Genomic DNA, 21345 nt, shown 5'->3' on the forward strand with positions numbered 1-21345 from the left:
TTTAGTCAATACGCGTTAAGTTCATCAAGCTTAAATAAGTAAGAAAGATGGTTATCCGTTTTTCGTTTCAACCGCTTTCGGACTTTTTGTCATTAACCATGACACCATAATGCCCACTTCATATAATAACCACAATGGTATGGCGAGCATGAACTGCGACACCACGTCCGGTGGAGTGAAAAGAGCAGCTAAAATAAACGCCCCAACAATAACGTAAGGCCGGATTTCTTTAAGCTTAGCGATGTTTACCATATCCATCTTAACTAATACTACCACTGCCACCGGTACTTCGAAGGTAATACCAAAGGCAAGAAACATTCCCATTACAAAACTCAGATATTTGTCAATATCTGTCATCACCGCGACGCCCACTGGCGCTGCACTACTGAAAAAACCGAAGACCACGGGAAACACCAAGAAATACGCAAATGCCATGCCGCAAAAAAACAATATCACACTGGCCGTAATGAGTGGGAACATCAGGCGCCTTTCATGTGAATGCATTCCGGGCGCGACGAAAAGCCATGCTTGGTACAAAATATAAGGTAATGAAATAAGGAATGCAGTCATCATCGCCACTTTGAGTGGTACAAAAAATGGAGTGATAACATCAATAGCGATCATCTGCCCGCCCGCTGGTAACTTAGCAATCATCGGCTCTGCGAGCAACGCATAAAGATCACTTGCCCACGGAACAAGGCATATAAATACCAGCAGCAGCCCTCCAAAAGCCCATACAAGGCGTGTGCGCAATTCGAGCAGGTGGGAAACGAAGGTTTCGTTAGTACTCATTAATCAATAGGGAATCTTGTTTGCTCGGGAGTGATCTGCAACTCGGGTTGTGCATCATGCTGCACACCGGCTTGTTTAGGTGGAATTTTGCCACTATTAGGTTGCTGCACTAACTGATCCTGTGGGACCGTCTGATCGTTATTGCTGACTTGCTGATTTTTAATTTTTTCCTGCTGACGTAGTTTTTCTTTCTGGATATGCGAATTGCGTGCTGCCTCTTGCTGAGCATATAAATTACGTGTTGCCTCTTGATAAGCTGATGAAATTGTTTTAAATTCATCTTCTTTTGTAGAGCTGCCACTACTCGCAAGCGCCGAGCCTTCGATATTGCCAATGTTCTGCTTGCTCAATTGTGGTGCACCCTTATCACTTTCGGTAGGCTTTGAGGTATTTTGCTTGTCTAATTTATCCAGCGGCACCGTCTGATTGTTGTTGCTGACTTGCTGATCTTCGTTTTGCTTCTGCTGACGTTGTTTTTCCTCCTGAATATGCAATTTGCGTGCTGCCTCTTGTTGAGCATATAAATTACGTGTCGCCTCTTGGTAAGCTGATGCAACCGTTTTAAATTCATCTTCTTCTGTAGAGCTCTCGCTGCTCGCAGGAACCGAGCCTTCGATTTTACCAATATTCTGTTTGCTTAATTGTGGCGCACTCTTATCATTTTCGCTAGGCTTGGAGGTACTTTGCTTCTCTAAAGTGACCGGCTTCACGGTGGATTGCACCTCGGAATTCAATTGGAATTCTTGGTTGACGCTTTCTTTAGCCTGTTCCACTTGCTGATTAAGAGATTGAGTGACTTCTTGGGCATGCTGATTGAGAGATTGAGTGACTTCATTTACTGCATCTGCAGCGATCTTGTACTCACTTTGTACCTTTTCTTGTAACTGACGCATCTCCTCAATTCCAATATCCCGTACGATGTCAGACTTGACAGCGCTGATATAGCGCTGTCCACGACCCAACAAATGACCAAGGGTGCGCGCTACCTTTGGCAGTCGCTCTGGCCCGATTACGATGAACGCGACCGCCGTAATCACCATTATTTCGGAAAAATCAACGTCAAACATGGCTGCTCAGTCTATCTATGCGTTAGTATGACTTTTGTCTTTAACTTCGCCTTCAATGGTCTTGCTAGACTGCTCCACTTGTTTATTAGTGTCATCTATAGATACTTCCGTGTCCGAGCGCATACCTTCTTTAAAGCCCTTCATGGCGCCTCCCAGATCACTACCCATATTGCGCAGTTTCTTAGTACCAAATATCAGAATAACAACTAACAATACAACTAACCAGTGCCAAATACTGAATGAACCCATTTTTATTTCTCCTAAAAGTTTAAGTGGCTTTAATCTCGCCGTACCATAGGTGGAATATTTCCGCCAATAATATGAATATGCAGATGAAACACTTCTTGCCCGCCACCCTTGCCAGTGTTTATGATGGTGCGAAAGCCGTTATTCAACCCCTGTTCTTTTGCCAGTTTAGGCGCCAGTAACAACATTTTCCCCAGGAGCGCAGTATGGCTGTCATTGGTTTCCATCAGCGATACCAAGTGCAACTTGGGGATCAGTATGATGTGCACCTGTGCGACTGGGTTAATATCGTGAAAGGCAAGTAAATCGTCGTCATCATACACCTTTTGACTAGGCATTTCACGGCGAACTATCTTGCAAAAAATGCAGTTATTCACTTTTCCCTCCTCGTACTCACTCCAACTCATCATAATCTGATGGAGGAAGTCAGTAGGCATATGCCATACCGGTAAATTGGTGCTTCGCAAGAAAATAGACTAAGCGGTATTATCCTTACGACCAGCCTTCTCATCCAGCCCGGAAACCCCTGCCCGTTGCGCTAACTCCTTCAGTACATCGCTTGCACTCAAATCATGCTGCGCCAGCAATACCATACAATGAAACCACAGATCAGCCGTTTCGTATACCAAATGTTGTTTATCGCCGCTTTTAGCGGCCAGCAGCACTTCAGTAGCTTCTTCTCCGATTTTTTTTAGGATAGCATCTTCGCCCTTGTTAAATAGCTTGGCCACATATGAGCTTTCAACTGCTGCACCTTTGCGCTCCACTATTGTTTCCATCAGTTTCTGAAGAGTGTCGTTTCTCATTGCTTATATTTTCTTCTGATAAATTTCGTCAGGCGCTTTCAATACTGGGTCGATTTCAACCCATTTGTCCTGCTCTAAGCGACTAAAGAAGCAACTAGCCCGCCCAGTATGACAGGCTATTCCGCCATCCTGCTCCACTTTCAATAAGACAACATCGCCATCGCAATCAAGGCGGACTTCCTGAACCCGCTGAATATTGCCTGATTCTTCGCCTTTGTGCCACAGTCTTTTACGCGAGCGCGACCAATATGTCGCCTCACCCGTCTGAACGGTAAGCTTAAAAGCTTCGCGGTTCATCCACGCCATCATTAGCACACTACCTGTGCCTGCATCCTGTGCAATGGCTGCCACCAAGCCATCTGCTGCCCAGTTTACTTTCTCCAGCCAGTTGTCGCTCATAGCCGCACCTCAATACCTTGTTGCGCCATATATTGCTTGGCTTGTAGTATCGTGTATTCTCCATAGTGAAAAATACTGGCTGCTAGCACGGCATCCGCGCCGCCAAGCTTCACGCCGTCTACCAAGTGCTGTAGCGTGCCCGTGCCGCCGCTGGCGATAAGAGGGATTTCCAGCGCATCCGTTACCGTGCGAGTGAGCTGTAGGTCGTAACCAATTTTTCTGCCATCACGATCCATACTGGTAAGCAGAATTTCTCCGGCGCCGAGTGCCTGCATCTTTTGAGCCCATTCCACAACATCCAGGCCGGTAGCTTTGCGTCCGCCATGAGTGTATACCTCCCAACGGCCAGACTGAACCTGTTTGGCATCAATTGCCACCACAATACACTGTGAGCCGTAACGCCCTGCTGCGTCCGCCACCAATTGCGGATTTAACACAGCAGACGTGTTAATGCTGACCTTGTCGGCTCCCGCGTTAAGCAAGTTGCGTACATCGTCCACTTGGCGCACACCGCCACCCACAGTGAGAGGAATAAAAACCTGCTTAGCCACTTGCTCAATGATGCGAAACAGAATATCACGGTCATCGGAACTCGCGGTTATGTCAAGAAAAGTTAATTCATCTGCTCCTTGTTCGTCGTATCTGCGTGCGATTTCTACTGGGTCGCCTGCGTCGCGTAACTCAACAAAATTGACGCCTTTTACTACGCGACCAGCGGTGACGTCCAGGCAAGGAATGATACGTTTGGCCAGCATATTTATTTAAATGTGTGAACGAAAAATGGAAACCTCGACACTTAGCTCTTCTCGATTCTATTTTTAGTTAATGAATCCGCCAACTTTTGTGCTGCGGCAAAGTTCAAGGTCTCTTCATAGATGGCTCGGCCAGTTATCGCACCAGTGATACCATTGTCTTGTACCGCACAAAGCGCATGCACATCGTCGAGATTGGTGATGCCGCCGCTGGCAATGACTGGCACAGTAAGTTCACGCGCAAGTTCCACAGTGGCAGGAATATTTACACCTGATAACATGCCATCACGCCCGATGTCAGTGTAAATGATGGCTTCAATACCATACCCTTCAAAACGCTTAGCCAGATCAAGCACGTCATGCCCGGTTACCTTGGACCAGCCGTTCACCGCCACCTTCCCAGCGTTGGCATCGAGCCCTACCATTATATGACCTGGAAAAGCATCGCAGGCTTCATGCAGAAAGCCAGGGGTTTTAATCGCTGCGGTACCTATAATGATATAAGTCACTCCAATATCGAGGTAGAGTTCTATTGTTTCCAGGTCGCGAATGCCACCACCCAACTGGATTGGCACATCCAGCCCAACCGCTTCCACGATGCTGCGAACAGCCTTTCCGTTCTTGGGTTTACCGGCGAAAGCGCCATTCAAATCAACCAAGTGCAAACGACGTGCGCCTTGGTTTAACCAATGCAGTGCCATCGCGGCAGGGTCTTCAGAAAACACCGTGGCGTCTTCCATCACCCCTTGGCGCAGGCGTACACAATGTCCATCTTTTAAATCAATCGCTGGAATAATCAACATGGCAGTACAGTACAGTTATGAACAAAATTAAACATTAAACCGGCACCCAATTTACAAAATTTTTCAGCAGCATCAATCCGGCATCTTGGCTCTTCTCTGGATGAAACTGCACGGCAAATAAATTATCGCGTGCCACGGCACAAACAAACGGTTGTGGATAGCAACTCGTGGCCTGCACAAACTGCATATCCTGTGGGCACACATAGTAACTGTGCACAAAATAAAAGCGCGCGTTTTGATCTATACCTTTCCATAATGGGTGACTGCTATGCTGCACTTGATTCCACCCCATATGCGGTACTTTCAGCTTGTTATCCTGTGTATCGTATAAATTGCTGGCGAAGCGCACCACCTTTCCAGGCATGATGGCTAATCCTGAAATTTCACCTTCCTCACTGTGATCAAATAGCATTTGCAAGCCGATACATATCCCGAGAAAAGGCTTGGTTTGCGCAGCATGCAGCACTGCTGCACGCAACCCACGCGCATCCAGTTCGCGAATGCAGTCTGGCATTGCACCTTGGCCGGGGAAGACCACGCGCGTCGCCTGTGCAACTTCTTGCGGGTCGTCGGTTACCACGATAGATGCAGTGGGCGCAACGGTGTGCAATGCTTGATGCACCGAACGCAGATTGCCCATGCCGTAATCAATTATTGCGATGTCTGTCATAATTTTACACGGGTTTTTATAAATCTAAATCCGTAGCATGCAACACTTAATTGTACCGAGCACATTATCTTATGAACTACTTTATTGATTGAAGCGCCTTGAGAATTTTTACAGTGCACCTTTTGTGGAGGGCATTATGCCTGCCATACGCGGGTCGAGCTCCAGCGCCATTCGCAACGCTCGACCGAAAGCCTTGAACACAGTTTCCGCCTGATGGTGAGCATTTTTACCAACCAAATTGTCGATATGCAAAGTAACCAGTGCATGATTAACAAAGCCCTGGAAAAACTCATGAACCAAGTCCACATCAAACTCACCTATATTGGAACGAGTAAAATTCACATTGAACACCAAGCCGGGACGGCCGGAAATGTCCAGTACCACGCGCGACAGAGCCTCATCTAACGGCACATAAGCATGGCCGTAACGGCGTAATCCCTTTTTGTCTTCTACCGCTTGGTTGAACGCTTGACCTAGAGTGATGCCTATATCCTCGACAGTGTGATGCGCGTCAATGTGCAGGTCTCCCTTGGCAACAATGTCCAAATCAATCATGCCGTGACGTGCAATTTGATCAAGCATATGCTCGAGGAAAGGCAGGCCAGTATCGAATTTAACCTTGCCACTACCATCTAAATCCAACTTGATGGTGATCTGGGTTTCCAGGGTGTTACGGGTAACCTGTGCACTACGCATAATATTCCCTAATGGATAGCCTATACAACTTGATGAATACTTTCCTGCAATGCCCTGATGAACTGCTCGTTCTCCTGTGGAGTGCCCACCGTAACACGCAAGCAATCAAGCAACAGTGGGTGAGAGCTGCTCGAATTTTTGATTAGCACGCCCCGCTTTTTCAATTCCTTAAAAATTTTATCAGCATGTATCACACGGAACAAGATGAAATTGGCATCGCTTACATAAGGCTGTACATCCGCTATCACAGCCAGGCGCTCATATAACCAAGTACGATCCTGTTTGATCTGCTCAGCCTGCCGCAACAACAAGTCGTGATGTTGCAACAATTTTTCCGCCACTAGTTGCGTCAGAATGTTGACATTATACGGTAAGCGAAGCTTCTCTAACTGCGCTATCCATGCCTTGCTACCTACCAAAAATCCCAGACGCAAACCAGCCATGCCAAGCTTGGAGAATGTACGCATTACCAGCAGGTTAGGGTGGCGCGTCAGCATTGGTATTAAACTAGCATTTGCAAAAGCATAATATGCTTCATCCACTACTACCAAACCGGGGGCAGCATCAATAATTTGAGCGATGGCTTCCGCATCAAACAAATTTCCAGTGGGATTGTTTGGATGGGATAAAAATACTAGCGCAGGCCGATGATGTTGCATGGCCGCCAGAATGGCAGGTAAATCCAGTGAAAAATTTTCTGTCAACGGCACGCCGACATACTGTAATCCTGTGAAAGTCGCGATCATTTTGTACATCATAAAAGATGGCTCGACGCTCAATAATGTAGCACCTGGTTTAGCGACTGCAAGTGCTAACAACTGAATGATCTCATCCGAACCATTTCCGAGCAGAATATCCACATTCTGTGGTAAGCCAATCACGGCGCGGATGCAGGCTTTTAGTTGCTGAGCATCGGCATCAGGGTAACGGTTGATGGCGGCATCCGCCACCAACCGTGCTATCTCCTCACGTAATGATTGCGGCAATAAATAAGGGTTTTCCATCGCATCCAGCTTGACCATGCCAGCACTTTCGGGCACAGGGTATGCTTGCAGATCGAGCACTTCTTGACGGAGTAAACTTTCAGGTGTTACGACACGATTGGTAGAAGACATGAATTATATGATGCAGATTGATGGCAGCATCTTATCCTAAATCGCACAACTTTCTGGTCAAATTTCCTTTGAGGTTGACATTTCTGCAGGCTCTGAGATATGTAGGTCAGTTATACGCTATAAGTCCAAGCAGTATATTTACTCACCACATAGAAAAACAAACAATTGCTAAAGTTGACAAGCCTTCGTATAATCCGCCTTTTATTGCAAGAGAAATTATCAAGGAGTTGCCATGGCAAACACTGCACAAGCTAGAAAACGCGCGAGACAAGCGGACAAACAGCGCGAACATAACACGAGCTTGCGCTCTGAACTTCGTACTGCAATCAAAAAAGTGGCGAAAGCCATTGAAGTTGGTGACAAGGCTGCTGCACAAGCCGTTTTTATCGAATCCACCAGTATTGTAGATACAATCGCCGACAAAAAAATTATCCACAAAAACAAGGCTGCGCGCCATAAGAGCCGTCTGTCAGCTGCCATTAAGGCAATGGCTTAATCATAACTAGCTGCATGCATTCCCAATAAGGCTGACTGTATATACTGTCAGCTTTATGTTTTAGTTCGCCTAAACCAAGAACAACATAGATCACTCTTGGCACACATCCAGACTGAACCTGCACACGCATCCTTGCAACGCAAGTTGGAAGTCTCGCGACGCTGAAAGGATAACGTCTCTCACAAGCGATTCGTAAAGTCGTTGATCCTGCTCCTTACATTTTACTCACTTAGTCTGCACGTACTGTACGCCAACACAATGACAAACAAAAGGGCACCTCTAAAATCCAACCTTTGTCACAATGCCGTGTTATTCATAAAAATTATTACCTAAACCGTTATTAATTATATCGAGAAAATCTATGGCCACTTATATGTACACCACGTCCGTACCCGTTTTCAAGCAACTATTGACAAGTCTCAGCGCTATTTTGACTAAGGCTGAAGCATTTGCTACCGAGAAAAAATTTAAACCGACAGTATTGTTGGATGCACGGTTATTCCCTGATATGTTCCCTTTGAGCCGCCAAGTTCAAATCGCTACTGATTTCGCCAAGAGCGTATCAGCGCGGTTGGCAGGTGTTGAGGTGCCAGCGTATGACGATAACGAACAAACTTTTGCCGAGTTGCAGGCACGAATTAGCAATGCATTGTCGTTTATCGAAAGTCTGACGCCTGCACAATTCGAAGGCAGCGAAACGCGAGAAATTATTTTAAGGCCTGGCACACCAAAAGAGAAAAAAATGGTTGGCCACAACTACCTATCCAACTACGGTTTGCCGCAATTTTTTTTCCATGTAACCTCAGCATATGCGATTTTACGGCACAATGGTCTTGAAATTGGTAAAGGTGATTTTATGGGTGCCTACTAAGATTTTCTCAACTTTGCGTCACCAGAACGACAGGGCAAATTAGGCCGAAGGAATACAAAATCGTACTTCAGTAATATTTTTTCGGCACTTGATTCGGTTTTGCTCGCCAACAGCATGCGTACTTTTAAACTGATTTTATTTAGCCATATTGCTGAACGAGCACCATACCGCACGATCTACTCATCCCCAAGTAATATCTGACTATCTAGATGAATATTTTGACGTCCGAAATTGCGGCTTTACCATCCGCTGAGTGCCGTACTTTTGATGCTGAATGTCTAACTTGCGATTTATTAACAAGGTGTGATATTAATTACCCCTTGCGCAATCTAGGCAATTTAGATCAATATACGCGTTTTCCCTAACTCAATACGGCGGCCATGCCGCCGTAAGTCATTCTATCTATACTATGTCACACTTGATGAATACCTATACTCGGCTGCCAGTCACCTTCACGCATGGGGAAGGCGTTTGGCTGTGGGACAGCAATGGCAAACGCTACCTTGATGCGCTGTCCGGCATAGCGGTCAACACACTGGGACATGCTCATCCACGCTTAACTGCGGCGCTTAAGGAGCAGGTCAGCAAATTGATACACGTTTCCAACGTGTATAAGATAAGCGAGCAGGAGGCTGTAGCTGACAAGTTGACAGCGCTGACCGGCATGCAAGAGGTGTTCTTGTGCAATTCTGGCTGTGAAGCTAATGAGGCTGCTATTAAATTGGCGCGTCTATACGGCCATAATCAAGGCATTGATAATCCAGTCATTATCGTAATGGAAAAAGCGTTTCATGGCCGCACTTTGGCTACATTGTCCGCTACCGGTAATCGTAAAGTACAGGCGGGATTCGAGCCGCTGGTAAAGGGCTTTGTACGCGTTCCTTATAATGACTTGGATGCCATAGGCCAGGTTGCCGAACTCAATCTTGATGTTGTAGCGGTGCTGATCGAACCCATTCAAGGTGAAGGCGGAATCCGCACCTTGGATATTCATTATCTCGAGCAATTGCGCAAAGTCTGTGACCAACATAACTGGCTGTTGATGCTGGATGAAGTGCAATGCGGTATAGGCCGTACCGGCAAATGGTTTGCCCATCAACATACTGGTATCCTGCCGGACGTAATGACACTCGCCAAAGGTATTGGATCGGGCATACCTGTCGGTGCCTGCCTGGCCGCTGGCAAGGCAGCAGGCACATTCAAGCCGGGAAATCATGGTTCAACTTTTGGCGGCAATCCATTGGCATGTGTCGCTGTGCTAAACACGCTGGCGATAATGGAAGAAGACCAGCTAGTGGCGCATGCTGCTGAGGTAGGTGAATTTATTAAGCAGAGTTTACGCGCACGTCTGGCTACAGTAGCTGGTGTGGTGGAGATTCGGGGGCAGGGACTGATTATTGGTATCGAGCTGGACAAAAGCTGCGGGGAGTTGGTTAAACAAGCATTGGCGCAAGGACTGTTAATAAACGTCACCGATGTCAATGTTATCAGGCTGTTACCCTCAATGGTGTTCACTTCCGCAGAAGCACAGCAATTGCTGGACAAACTATGCCCGCTGATTATCAATTTCCTGACGGAAGGCGCATAACGTGTTCATTAAACATTTTTTACAGTTTAAAGACTTTACCCGAGCAGAGTTCGAGCACATGTTCGCTCGTGCACGCATCATCAAGCAGCGCTTCAAAGCCTACCATCCTCATCATCCGCTGGTGGATCGCACTTTAGTGATGATTTTTGAGAAAAGCTCCACGCGTACACGCCTTTCGTTTGAGGCAGGGATTCAACAACTTGGCGGTAATGCCATTTACCTCAATACGCGCGATTCGCAACTGGGGCGCGGTGAGCCTGTAGAAGATGCGGCACAAGTGATCTCTCGTATGAGTGATCTGGTAATGATCCGTACTTTCGAACAGGAAATTATCGAACGCTTTGCCGCAAACTCGAGAGTACCGGTGATTAACGGCCTGACCAATGAATACCATCCTTGTCAAATATTGGCTGACATCTACACGTATATTGAGCAGCGTGGCTCTATTCAGGGCAAAACTGTAGCGTGGATAGGCGATTCCAACAATGTATGTAATACCTGGTTACAAGCGGCAGAGGTGTTCGATTTCAACGTCCATGTTTCAACTCCTCCTGGCTATGAAGTTGAGCCAGAACGTGCTGGATTATTCGGCGCAGATCACTATGAGGAATTTGCTGACCCGATGGCCGCTGCACGCAATGCCGACCTGGTTACCACCGATGTCTGGATCAGCATGGGCTTTGAACGCGAAAATGATGAACGCCGCAAAGCGTTTGCCGACTGGATTGTGGATGCAGAAATGATGTCCGTTGCTAAACCGGACGCGCTGTTCATGCACTGCCTGCCGGCACATAGAGGTGAGGAAGTGGACGCTGCCGTAATTGACGGTCCGCAAAGTGTGGTATGGGATGAAGCAGAGAATAGGTTACATGTACAAAAAGCACTGATGGAGTATCTGCTATTAGGTAAGGTGAATAACTAAAAGCAACAATGCAGGGTGCGATTGTGCACTCTATTTTCATTAGTGGATTATTCAACAGAGAAGAACAAAATGAGTGAAATCAAAAAAGTTGTCCTCGCCTACTCTGGCGGGCTGGATACCTCAGTAATATTGAAGTGGTTGCAGGATACCTATCAGTGCGAGGTAGTAACCTTCACTGCCGACATTGGTCAAGGTGAAGAAGTCGAACCCGCACGAAAAAAAGCTTTGCAGTTCGGCATCAAGCCGGAGAATATCTTCATTGATGATTTGCGCGACGAGTTCGTACGCGACTTTGTATTCCCGATGTTCCGCGCCAACACCGTGTATGAGGGGGAGTATCTGCTCGGCACATCTATCGCACGTCCTTTAATCGCCAAGCGCCAAATTGAGATCGCCAGACAAACTGGTGCTGAAGCGGTGTCGCACGGTGCCACCGGTAAAGGTAACGATCAAGTGCGTTTCGAGCTAGGTTATTACGCACTTAACCCGAACATCAAAGTAATTGCGCCGTGGCGCGAGTGGGATTTACTCTCGCGCGAAAAACTAATGGCATATGCTGAAAAACATAGTATCCCAGTAGATATGAAGCACAAGCAGGGCGGATCACCTTATTCAATGGATGCAAACCTGCTGCACATCAGTTTTGAAGGCCGCCATCTGGAAAATCCGGCCGCCGAAGCAGAGGAAAGCATGTGGCGCTGGACAGTTTCACCGGAGCAAGCGCCAGATGAGCCTGAATACCTTGATATTGAATTCGAGCGCGGCGACATAGTCGGTCTCAACGGGTCACACATGAGCCCGGCCCAGATACTCTCAATGCTCAATAAATTGGGTGGCAAGCACGGAATTGGCCGTCTTGATCTGGTAGAGAACCGCTATGTCGGTATGAAGTCACGCGGCTGTTATGAAACTCCCGGTGGAACCATCATGCTTAAGGCACATCGCGCAATAGAATCGATCACGCTGGACCGCGAAATAGCGCACCTGAAAGATGATTTGATGCCGCGCTACGCCAGTATGATTTACAACGGTTATTGGTGGAGCCCAGAACGCCATTCACTGCAAACACTAATAGATCACACACAGCAAAAAGTTAACGGCTGGGTGCGCATCAAGTTATACAAGGGTAATGTCATCGTGGTGGGAAGAGATTCCGAAACCGACTCTCTGTTCGATCCGAACATTGCTACTTTCGAAGACGACAAAGGCGCTTACGACCAGAAGGACGCCGCCGGTTTTATCAAGCTGAACGCTCTTAGAATGCGTATTGCAGCAAAGCAGGGTCAGTAGTTGATAACTATTCGAAATGCTTTGTGCTTAGGTAATAATTTGAATAAATTAATCATTAAACATCAGGAGCATTTATGTCCCAATTCGATAACGTTAGCGTTGTAAAACAAGCCAATGTGTTCTTCGACGGTAAGTGCGTGTCACACTCCGTCCTATTTCCTGATGGCTCACGCAAGAGCCTCGGCGTGATAATGCCGGGAAGCCAGCTCACTTTTAACGTCAAAACATCGGAAGTAATGGAAATTACCAGCGGTACCTGTCAAGTTAAAGTAGCAGGCGAAGCCGCTGCTAAAACCTACACTGCAGGTATGCAGTTCAACGTGGCTGCTGATAGCAGCTTTGAAATACATACACAAGAAGTAGTAAATTACGTATGCAGTTTTGGTTAACGAATTGAATCCAGGGCGCCTCTAAGAATTCAATTTTCTATGTAACACAAGGCGCGAGAAAAAATTTAGGCCGGCATATATTTAATATGTAAGCGATTAAATTTTTGGAGTAACGCAGTGTTGTGACGAAACGGGGTAAGCAGGCAAGCCGCAAAGCAGCTGCTCACAAAATTGGATTTTTAGAGGTGCCATCCACTCGTAGCGCCCCCCTCACTAAGCAATTACTCCGTTTGAAAATGCCGATTTAATGAAGATAAAATTTAAGGAGAGCTGCCATGCCATCATTCGACATCGTATCTGAAGTGGAGAATACGGAAGTTAAAAATGCAGTCGAGCAGACCAACAAAGAAGTTAGCACGCGTTTTGATTTCAAAGGTTCAGGCGCACGCGTGGAACAGACAGAGCTAGTGCTCACCGTGCATGCTGATAATGAGTTTCAGCTAAATCAGGTGCAAGATATTCTTAACGCCAAACTTGCCAAGAGAGGTGTGGACATTAAATGCCTGGAGATTAGCGATAAAATTGAAAAGGTCAGCGGTAACAAGATTAAACGTTCCTGCACCGTAAAGGTGGGAGTGGAAATTGAGCTAGCGAAAAAAATCGTCAGATTCGTCAAGGACAGTAAAATGAAAGTACAGGCCAGCATACAAGGCGACACGGTGCGCATAACTGGCGGTAAGCGTGACGATCTGCAAGCAGCCATTCAGTTGATACGCGCTTCCATCACTGACTTTCCGCTGCAATATCAAAACTTTCGTGATTGAAAAGATACTCTTGTGAAATCAGACCTTGATTCATGTTTTTGCCAGGTATTTCCTTAACAGACTAGGGCACCTCTAAAATCCGAGTATTCGTCACAATGCGGCGATACGAGTAAAAGCTTGAATTTTAGAGGCGCCCACAAGTACAAAAAAGAACTTATTCACCTTTAGCCTTAAATTTGAAGCGACAAACGTTACCGCTTTTAGCCATACACTCCTCGTGATTAACTGTACTATCTGTAAAGGTTGATAACAATGCCAGATCAAACTGGCAAATTTCCGGATTCTTCATGGCGAGGTTGTGAAAAATACAGTTATCCGCTTCAATTGTGGTCGCGTCGCCATTAATACTAAAGCTTCTCGTGTTATAACCAAGCTCCTCCATCACCTCAGAAAGCTTTTCCACCTTTTGCTCGCGCGTTTCGAGCATTGAGTTTTGGTTGAGTAACTGTTGAGCAACTCTTACTCCCATGGAATTCAATTTTTCCCTCAATCCTTCTACCCCAGATTCTTGGGCGATTGATTCAACCATTAGCTGAGCAAACCAGGAATAATTACGCGGGAAGAATTCCTTACCTTCATCGGTAAGTACATAAAGCTGTTCCGGACGCCCCCCAGAAGGGCGGCTCACCCCTTGGGTGACTATCCCGCTATTCTCCAATGCGGCTATGTGCTGGCGAACGGCATTCCGGGTGATTTTTAGATATTCTGATAGTTCTTCTAAAGTTAAACCGCCCTTATGTTTTAGCAGCAGTTTTAAAAGCTCTTGCTGACGATTTCCTAATAATTCAAGCATTCAGTACTCCTTTGGTACTCTCGTCCCCGTCAAAGGAGACTTTTTATATTCTACTCCTGAGCATATTTAGGGCCAATTAGATTTGCCTTAAATGGAATAAGCCGTCCACAATTGACCATTAAATAATTTGGACTGGGTAGCTTGGTACGCTGATCCAGTCCAAAACCGAACATTTTAAGCGATGATTAGTAAAATATTGGGGCGTTTCCGGATGCGAACTAACTAACGCTAACCAATGACTACTCGTAAAATGCTATTTTACAATCACTCTCCCATGCATACTGGGATGAAAATCACACGAATAATCCTGCACGCCTATTGATTCAAATGATACTTCGTATTGTTCACCGCCTTTTATGATGCCAGAAGGAACAAAGTGTCCATTCTTATCTGGTGTCACAGTATGCGGTACTTCATCCGTGTTAATAAAGATTACACTCTGCCCACGTTTTATCACTATCTTATCGGGTTGAAATTGGAAGGCATCAATCGTGACCGTAATGGGTTTCTTGGTAGCTTGCCGCTCTCTACTTAAATCATTGGGAGTGGCTGATACAGTCATTGATATAGTTGCCAGCCCTAAATAAGCCCACGCAAGTAACATGATGGATGTTTTCATAGTGCGCATCATGCTGGTTAGACAGATAAAATCCACTGGCTGCGAGTTTCTTTACTAAGTTGCGCAGCCGGAACGGCATGGATCGTCGAATCGAGCGTACCAAACACCGCGCGAATGGCAGCTGCATGCGCTGACTCATCAGGCAAGATAGTTAATCCGGCAGCGACCAACGCGGGCGTACGCAGTTTGCTGACGGCACTGGCGTAGGCAAGCACCGCATCCACTTCTAGCGCCAGTGCTAGTTTAGCGATATTGGCATCACTATCAAGATTACCTTCCCCTGCCTTGATATAAGCAGAAAGATCATACGCCTCCCTGGTATTAGTCGGTGTACCACCCAAGCTTTGAATCGTGGATATGAAGATATCTCGATGTTTGATGTGATCAACCTGATTACGCAATGCCAAAGACTTTATGACATTTCCTACCTTGCTGTCGCTCAGCTTTCCCGCTGCCACGCCATATGCCCAAATTGCTTGATTTTCAAGATCCAAGGCCGCGTTTAAAATAGCCATGTCGTGCTTTGTATCACTTTTTGTACTCGCATTTGCGCTATTGAGCGTCGTCAAACTAAGCGCAGCAAGTGCGCTTGCGGCAAGTCCTGCTTTTAGTGCAGTGCGGCGAGAGTTTTCAGGTGCGTTGATATTTTTTTTCATTGTTATCTCCTAAGTTTAGTGGCCAGTTATGTTTGGTTCGTGTGTTAGTGAACCAAGTGCATCCTACCCGAACAATTAATTATATTAAACATATAAATATGTTATAACATGTTAAATATATTAAGCTGGAAAAATTTTAACGAGATAACTGATTAATTTTTAGGATTAATTAATAAAGTCTTGCTCATTCCATGCTGGTAAGTGCGTTTTTGCGAATTGCCGCCAGTCTGTGACATCCCTGCTAACCAAAATTCTCATACAGGGATAAAGGATTAATTTATATCAAGGCATGCCTGATATGAGTGTGCATATGCATGATATAACTAACAAATGCACGTATCTTTCTGGGTCGAATGGTGTGAAGGTGGTCGACTGTTGTACACATAAGACTATAATTGCTACCAATGCTTCAGCCAGGGGGCAATATGAAAAAATTTCTGAAATATAGTCTATGGTCAGTAGCTGTGGTGATCGCCATTGCGATAGCCGGAATAATCTATATTACTGCCACATTTAACCCCAATGATTACAAGGCCCAGATCATCAAGCTGGTGAAAGATAAGCAGCAACGTACGCTCAAGCTGAATGGCGATATCAAACTGGTTTTCTTCCCCAGCATAGGCGCCGACCTTGGCAAGGTGTCTATGTCGGAATTTCAGAGCGACGATGAATTTATATACATTGACAGTGTGCGCGTCTCGCTGGCGCTATTGCCGCTACTATCCAGGCAAGCTGTTGTGGACGAAGTTTCGATCAATGGCCTGAAGGCGACTTTGGTGAAGTTCAAGAACGGCAAAACCAACATTGACGACCTGATAAGCAAAGAAGACCCTGACGAAGAAAAAACGCCGCTGACGTTCGACATAGCCTCAGTACATGTGGAAGACTCAGAGCTGACCTACCTTGATGAAACCACGGGTGCGCAATATTTACTGAAAGGCTTAAACCTTAATACCGGACGTATTGCCAACGGTGTGCCGAGCACAATTGATTTTGCTGCAGCAATGCAATCTAATAAACCTAAGCTGGATATAGCTGCACAAATGAAAGCCACTCTCACTTTCGACCTGGACAAGCTGTTATTTCAAATAGAAGGATTGGAGCTGCAGGCCAAGGGCACAGCGCTCGACATCAGCAGTTTGGCAGTTCTGGCTAACGGTGATGTCAGCGCGAATTTGGATACGCAAGAGTTTTCTACCAAAAAGTTAGTGGTTACGGCTACTGGCGCGCAAGGGGAAAATAGCTTCGATGCCAAACTGGATGCGCCTACGTTAAACCTGGTTCAAAATAATTACACAGGCGACAAACTAACATTAAACGCTAAGTTGGATAATGCATCAGGCAACATCGTGGCCAGTCTTGCCCTGTCGGATTTGACCGGCAATCCTCAATCGTTCAAGAGCAGCGCGCTGACGTTAGAGCTGGATATGAAACAACCCGAACAGGCATTTAAAATAAAGCTCGACGCGCCCGTATCTGGCAACATTGAACAGCAGCAGCTCGATCTTTCCAACCTGACCCTCGCATTAAATGTATCGGGTGACAAGCTACCGAATAAATCAGTCAGCAGCGAAATGAAGGGGAGCATGCAAATAGATGGTAGCCGCCAGAGCGTTCAGGCCAACTTTGCAGGTGGGCTGCTGCAAAGCCAGATTAAAGCCAAGGTGGCAGTCAATGACTTTGAAGATCCAGCCATACGCTTCGACATAGATATAGACCAGTTTGATGCTGATTTATTTCTGCCAAAGGAGGCAGAAAATGTTGCCAATAAACCGGCGTCGGCCGAGCAGCCACTTGATTTGGCCGCGCTGAAAAATCTTAATCTTGAAGGCGGATTACGCATTGGAGAGCTCAAAATCGCCAATGTAAAACTTTCGAAAGTACGCGTCGACGTAAAAGCGCATAACGGCTTGATCACATTCAGCCCACTATCATCCAACCTGTATCAAGGTAGCATGAAAGGCAGCGTGAAATTAAATGCGCAGACTACACCTTATATCTCTATAAACCAGAATCTGAGTGGCATCACGATTGCGCCATTGCTCAAGGACGCCGCCAACTTCGACACCCTGGAAGGTAAGGGCAATGTCACGCTTAATCTAACTACCCAAGGCAGCTCCATCAGTGCGTTTAAGAAAGCGCTCAATGGCAGCATGTCACTCAACTTGGAGAATGGTGCGATCAAAGGCATTAACATTGCCAAAACCTTGCGCGACGCGCAGGGCATGCTGAACATGAAAGGTGCGACCGCACAAACCCTATCCGTTAACAAGGCCGAAAAGACGGACTTCAGCGAACTGAAAGCCAGCTTCAAAGTTAGCAACGGGGTGGCACACAACAATGACCTCTTGTTAAAATCCCCGCTGATACGACTATCAGGCAATGGAGATATCAACATTGGCAACGACTCCATCAAATATCTGGCTAAAGCCACACTAGCGAAAACGCTGAAAGGCCAAGGCGGAAAAGACATCGTTGGCGGCATCACTGTGCCGGTGCGTTTAAGTGGGCCGTTTAGCAACTTGAAATACACGTTGGACTTTGGCGCGATGGTGTCAAATGTCGTCAAGAAAAAAATCGAAGCCAAAAAGGAAAAAATCAAAACCAAGTTGCAGGATCAGCTTCAAGACAAGCTAAAAGGACTCTTCAATTGATGCCATGCTCATTGCCTGCACAACGGTTCCTTCATATCCTCTTCCTTCTGCGATGGAAGAGAGGGTTGATACCTTGATCAAGAATCAAAGTAAACCGCAACCTGAATTATTCGCTCATCGCATCATAGACTGGCAGCAACGACATGGTCGGCACGGCTTGCCATGGCAAGGCGAGGATGTTTATCACATATGGCTGTCCGAAATAATGTTGCAACAGACCCAGGTCATCACCGTAATCCCCTATTACCTTCGTTTCGTGGCAAGCTTTCCCACTATTGCAGCGCTCGCTGCCGACAGCGAAGAGGCAGTATTGGAGCATTGGAGCGGCCTGGGCTATTACTCACGTGCGCGCAACCTGCACCGCACAGCGCAACTCATCATGCAGCAGCATGAGGGAAAGTTTCCAAAGCACTTTGAAGACATCCTTGCTCTACCCGGCATCGGCCGCTCCACCGCCGCAGCCATCAGCGCATTCGCATTTCATGAACGGCGCGCGATTCTCGATGGCAACGTCAAGCGTTTACTGGCACGCTACCATGCTGTTGAAGGCTATACTGGCGAAAAAAAGATTGAAGCTCAACTGTGGCAACAAGCCGAAGCATTGCTGCCACAGAGTGATGTGGCGATCTATACGCAAGGCTTGATGGATCTGGGCGCACTGATCTGCACGCGCAGCAAACCACAATGCCCCATCTGTCCGCTGCAAAAAGATTGCAAGGCATATCAGACCGAACGGGTCGCTCAACTACCCACGCCACGACCACGTAAAGTACTACCGGAAAAACACAGCACCTTCCTTTTGCTACTCAATGGCCCCGATATCCTGCTGGAAAAGCGCCCGGGAAGCGGCATCTGGGGTGGCTTATGGTGTCTGCCGCAAATAGATTCGCAAATTTTAATTGAGATTGAGGACGCGGGTGCCTACTGTCTTCAACAATTCTGCATGGAAACAACATACCCACTTACACTATCAACATTCACGCATACGTTCACTCATTTTAAGTTGCATATTACCCCCCTGTTATTGCAGGTAATTAACAACCCCAAACAAATTCAAGAACCAGGCAGGATTTGGTTGGATGTGACTGATGCGTTGCAAGCTGCAATTCCTACGCCAGTGCGCAAACTTTTGCGGCAGATACAAGCGGGGCACAGGGTGGGGTAAATAGCGTTGGTAATCGCTGACATGCATTGATATTCACTAAGGTCGAGCTGTACTGTAGACTACAACTTCAATACTGCTTTTTAAAATATTTCCTGATGTTTCGTTGGGCAATGGTGGGCAGTATGAATATTTTTTTTCTGGAGGATTAAGTTATGAACATGCAAGCAATAATACGTGCGGTTGCATTAACTGTAGGAATACTATTTAGCTCAATGTCCTATGCAGACCCGGTTTGGATTGACGTTCGGAGTGTGCTGGAAAATAAAATTGATAATATTGAAGGTGATATCCGAATTTCACATTCAGATATAGTGGAAGGAGTAAGCAAGATCTATCCTGATAAAGATACAGATATTCGATTATATTGTCGTAGTGGTGGAAGGGCGGGTAAAGCAATGTCTGCTTTACAGAATGCTGGCTATACCAATGTACAGAATGTGGGCGGCATTAATGATGCTCGCAAGCTAAGGGCGATTACTAAATAAATGGAAAAGTGTCTTCAGTTAGGGGTGAATAAGCAAACGCATTAAGCTCATTGCAGCTTGATATGCTGGTAGGTTGGGCTGAATGAAATGAAGCCCAACATTACATAAGAATGGGTGAATTGATGCGTTACCGATGTGTCGATGTGGCGGATCACATGAGGCCAGGTTCACGCAGCGACTAAAAAGACAACCACCTTCATACCTGCCGCGTGAGTGAGAGGTTGGGATTCATTCCATTCAGCCCAACCGGGCTAATGAGAAAGTCATAAATGAACCTTCGCCCCATACAAGTCCGACTGTATCAAATACTCGAAAGCGAGGTTAAGCACGATCGCACCGCGAAGTTTTGCACCGTCCTGATTTCCACGGTAGTCTTACTTAACATCGTTGCTGTCGTGCTTGAATCCGTAAACACCCTATATCAAAAGTGGGGTATTTATTTCGATTTGTTCGAGTTGTTCAGCATTATCTTGTTTTCTATAGAGTACCTTCTACGAATCTGGGCGAACGGAGCCAGCCTTCCGTCGGGCCAAGGTAATACGTGGCGTGGCCGCAAAGCCTATATTCTGAGCTTTTATGGTTTGATCGATCTAGTAGCTTTGGCACCGTACTTTTTGCAAATGCTCATGCCCGGTCTGGATCTGCGTGTTATCCGTGCGGTTCGACTGCTTCGTGTGTTCAAGATCTCACATTACAGCACCGCCATAGAAGATCTAGTGCAGGCTATCTATGAAGAGCGGCGTTCATTTGCCGCAACTTTATATCTGTTGCTGATTACTGTTTTAATTACCTCTTCATTAATGTATTTTGCTGAACATAAAGCACAACCTGAGATTTTTGCTTCCATTCCTGACGCGATTTACTGGGCGGTAATCACGCTGACCACGGTTGGTTATGGTGATTTCACGCCAGTGACATGGATTGGCCGTGTCATATCACTTTTTACCGCATTTCTTGGCGTATGCACTGTTGCCATACTGACCGGTATCGTGGCTTCGGCATTTGCAAACCAGATGGCAAGGCGTAGAGTTATTTTTGAAACGGAGCTTCGCAAGGCTTTTGCCGACGGAATAATTTCTCCTCAAGAAGATCAAATCCTAGACCAGCTTGGTAGAGCATTCAATCTTTCTACAGAGGAAAAAGAAAAGATGATGGATAAGGTTCGCCAAGAATTAACCAAGCGCCAAACATAAGTATCCAATAAGCAACATACGGCAATGCCCAAAATGCAATTCAGTTCAAGCGGACTAACCTTAGGGCACCTCTAAAAACCATAGCTTTCAAACTTTCCGGCCCAAACTTTATGA

25 protein-coding genes are annotated in these 21345 nt (G+C 46.3%); 11 read left to right on the plus strand and 14 right to left on the minus strand.

Features of this window, described 5'->3' with window-relative positions; translation table 11 throughout:
* Nucleotides 1-51: 51 nt before the first annotated feature.
* The 11 genes from tatC to hisC form a co-directional block, all read right to left on the minus strand.
* Entirely contained in the window at nt 52-792 is a 741-nt protein-coding gene (gene tatC, locus MJ770_RS11775; protein ID WP_239254416.1) for a twin-arginine translocase subunit TatC, read from the minus strand.
* Nucleotides 792-1859 (minus strand): Sec-independent protein translocase protein TatB, encoded by a 1068-nt coding sequence (tatB, locus tag MJ770_RS11780; protein ID WP_239254419.1) that lies wholly within the window; start codon nt 1857-1859, stop codon nt 792-794. Before tatB ends, tatC begins: the two co-directional genes overlap by 1 nt.
* Nucleotides 1860-1874: 15 nt before the next feature.
* A complete protein-coding gene (gene tatA / locus MJ770_RS11785; RefSeq protein WP_239254421.1) occupies nt 1875-2108 on the minus strand; it encodes a Sec-independent protein translocase subunit TatA in 234 nt (77 codons plus the stop codon).
* Nucleotides 2109-2137: 29 nt separating this feature from the next.
* Nucleotides 2138-2482: a histidine triad nucleotide-binding protein gene (locus MJ770_RS11790; protein WP_239254423.1), complete on the minus strand. Its 345-nt coding sequence runs from the start codon at nt 2480-2482 to the stop codon at nt 2138-2140.
* Between the two features lie 99 nt (nt 2483-2581).
* A complete protein-coding gene (locus MJ770_RS11795) occupies nt 2582-2911 on the minus strand; it encodes a phosphoribosyl-ATP diphosphatase (RefSeq protein ID WP_239254425.1) in 330 nt (109 codons plus the stop codon).
* A gap of 3 nt (nt 2912-2914) precedes the next feature.
* Nucleotides 2915-3310 (minus strand): phosphoribosyl-AMP cyclohydrolase, encoded by a 396-nt coding sequence (gene hisI / locus MJ770_RS11800; RefSeq protein ID WP_239254432.1) that lies wholly within the window; start codon nt 3308-3310, stop codon nt 2915-2917.
* A complete protein-coding gene (gene hisF, locus MJ770_RS11805; protein ID WP_239254440.1) occupies nt 3307-4065 on the minus strand; it encodes an imidazole glycerol phosphate synthase subunit HisF in 759 nt (252 codons plus the stop codon). The genes hisI and hisF overlap by 4 nt, the downstream gene beginning before the upstream one ends.
* 41 nt (nt 4066-4106) lie before the next feature.
* On the minus strand, nt 4107-4865 hold the full coding sequence (gene hisA / locus MJ770_RS11810) for a 1-(5-phosphoribosyl)-5-[(5-phosphoribosylamino)methylideneamino]imidazole-4-carboxamide isomerase (protein ID WP_239254442.1): 759 nt from the start codon (nt 4863-4865) through the stop codon (nt 4107-4109).
* 34 nt (nt 4866-4899) lie between these two features.
* Complete coding sequence (gene hisH, locus MJ770_RS11815; protein WP_239254444.1) at nt 4900-5535, minus strand: imidazole glycerol phosphate synthase subunit HisH; 636 nt, start codon at nt 5533-5535, stop codon at nt 4900-4902.
* A gap of 108 nt (nt 5536-5643) precedes the next feature.
* A complete protein-coding gene (gene hisB / locus MJ770_RS11820) occupies nt 5644-6231 on the minus strand; it encodes an imidazoleglycerol-phosphate dehydratase HisB (RefSeq protein ID WP_239254446.1) in 588 nt (195 codons plus the stop codon).
* Between the two features lie 20 nt (nt 6232-6251).
* Complete coding sequence (hisC, locus tag MJ770_RS11825; protein WP_239254448.1) at nt 6252-7346, minus strand: histidinol-phosphate transaminase; 1095 nt, start codon at nt 7344-7346, stop codon at nt 6252-6254.
* A gap of 232 nt (nt 7347-7578) precedes the next feature.
* On the opposite strand from hisC, the gene rpsT reads away from it, so the two are divergent.
* The 7 genes from rpsT (at nt 7579) to MJ770_RS11860 (ending at nt 13666) form a co-directional block, all read left to right on the plus strand.
* Complete coding sequence (gene rpsT, locus MJ770_RS11830) at nt 7579-7842, plus strand: 30S ribosomal protein S20 (protein ID WP_239254450.1); 264 nt, start codon at nt 7579-7581, stop codon at nt 7840-7842.
* A gap of 361 nt (nt 7843-8203) precedes the next feature.
* Nucleotides 8204-8713 carry a DUF1993 domain-containing protein gene (locus MJ770_RS11835; protein WP_239254452.1) on the plus strand — a complete coding sequence of 170 codons (510 nt, stop codon included), beginning with the start codon at nt 8204-8206 and terminating at the stop codon, nt 8711-8713.
* Nucleotides 8714-9122: 409 nt separating this feature from the next.
* A complete protein-coding gene (locus MJ770_RS11840; protein ID WP_239254454.1) occupies nt 9123-10301 on the plus strand; it encodes an aspartate aminotransferase family protein in 1179 nt (392 codons plus the stop codon).
* A 1-nt stretch (nt 10302) separates the two neighbouring features.
* A complete protein-coding gene (gene argF / locus MJ770_RS11845; protein ID WP_239254463.1) occupies nt 10303-11223 on the plus strand; it encodes an ornithine carbamoyltransferase in 921 nt (306 codons plus the stop codon).
* Nucleotides 11224-11292: 69 nt separating this feature from the next.
* The gene (locus MJ770_RS11850) at nt 11293-12513 is read left to right on the plus strand and encodes an argininosuccinate synthase (RefSeq protein WP_239254465.1); all 1221 of its coding nucleotides are present in this window, start codon (nt 11293-11295) and stop codon (nt 12511-12513) included.
* 74 nt (nt 12514-12587) lie between these two features.
* Nucleotides 12588-12902: a pyrimidine/purine nucleoside phosphorylase gene (gene ppnP / locus MJ770_RS11855; protein ID WP_239254467.1), complete on the plus strand. Its 315-nt coding sequence runs from the start codon at nt 12588-12590 to the stop codon at nt 12900-12902.
* A gap of 275 nt (nt 12903-13177) precedes the next feature.
* A complete protein-coding gene (locus MJ770_RS11860) occupies nt 13178-13666 on the plus strand; it encodes a YajQ family cyclic di-GMP-binding protein (protein WP_239254468.1) in 489 nt (162 codons plus the stop codon).
* A gap of 154 nt (nt 13667-13820) precedes the next feature.
* On the opposite strand, the gene MJ770_RS11865 is transcribed toward MJ770_RS11860, so the two are convergent.
* The 3 genes from MJ770_RS11865 to MJ770_RS11875 form a co-directional block, all read right to left on the minus strand.
* Nucleotides 13821-14459: a helix-turn-helix transcriptional regulator gene (locus MJ770_RS11865; protein ID WP_239254469.1), complete on the minus strand. Its 639-nt coding sequence runs from the start codon at nt 14457-14459 to the stop codon at nt 13821-13823.
* A gap of 253 nt (nt 14460-14712) precedes the next feature.
* Nucleotides 14713-15078, minus strand: a complete 366-nt coding sequence (locus tag MJ770_RS11870; protein ID WP_239254470.1) for a plastocyanin/azurin family copper-binding protein — start codon at nt 15076-15078, stop codon at nt 14713-14715.
* A 17-nt stretch (nt 15079-15095) separates the two neighbouring features.
* Entirely contained in the window at nt 15096-15734 is a 639-nt protein-coding gene (locus tag MJ770_RS11875; RefSeq protein ID WP_239254471.1) for a DUF4439 domain-containing protein, read from the minus strand.
* A 425-nt stretch (nt 15735-16159) separates the two neighbouring features.
* Between MJ770_RS11875 and MJ770_RS11880 the strand changes: the two genes are divergently transcribed.
* The 4 genes from MJ770_RS11880 (at nt 16160) to MJ770_RS11895 (ending at nt 21231) form a co-directional block, all read left to right on the plus strand.
* The gene (locus MJ770_RS11880; RefSeq protein ID WP_239254472.1) at nt 16160-18388 is read left to right on the plus strand and encodes an AsmA family protein; all 2229 of its coding nucleotides are present in this window, start codon (nt 16160-16162) and stop codon (nt 18386-18388) included.
* Nucleotides 18389-18392: 4 nt separating this feature from the next.
* Nucleotides 18393-19553, plus strand: coding sequence for an A/G-specific adenine glycosylase (mutY, locus tag MJ770_RS11885; RefSeq protein ID WP_320412231.1), 1161 nt, complete (start codon nt 18393-18395; stop codon nt 19551-19553).
* A gap of 152 nt (nt 19554-19705) precedes the next feature.
* Nucleotides 19706-20038: a rhodanese-like domain-containing protein gene (locus MJ770_RS11890; RefSeq protein WP_239254473.1), complete on the plus strand. Its 333-nt coding sequence runs from the start codon at nt 19706-19708 to the stop codon at nt 20036-20038.
* A gap of 269 nt (nt 20039-20307) precedes the next feature.
* Nucleotides 20308-21231, plus strand: a complete 924-nt coding sequence (locus MJ770_RS11895; RefSeq protein ID WP_239254474.1) for an ion transporter — start codon at nt 20308-20310, stop codon at nt 21229-21231.
* Nucleotides 21232-21345: the final 114 nt, after the last annotated feature.

The sequence above is a fragment of the Candidatus Nitrotoga sp. M5 genome, assembly GCF_927904885.1.
Taxonomy (GTDB): Bacteria; Pseudomonadota; Gammaproteobacteria; order Burkholderiales; family Gallionellaceae; genus Nitrotoga.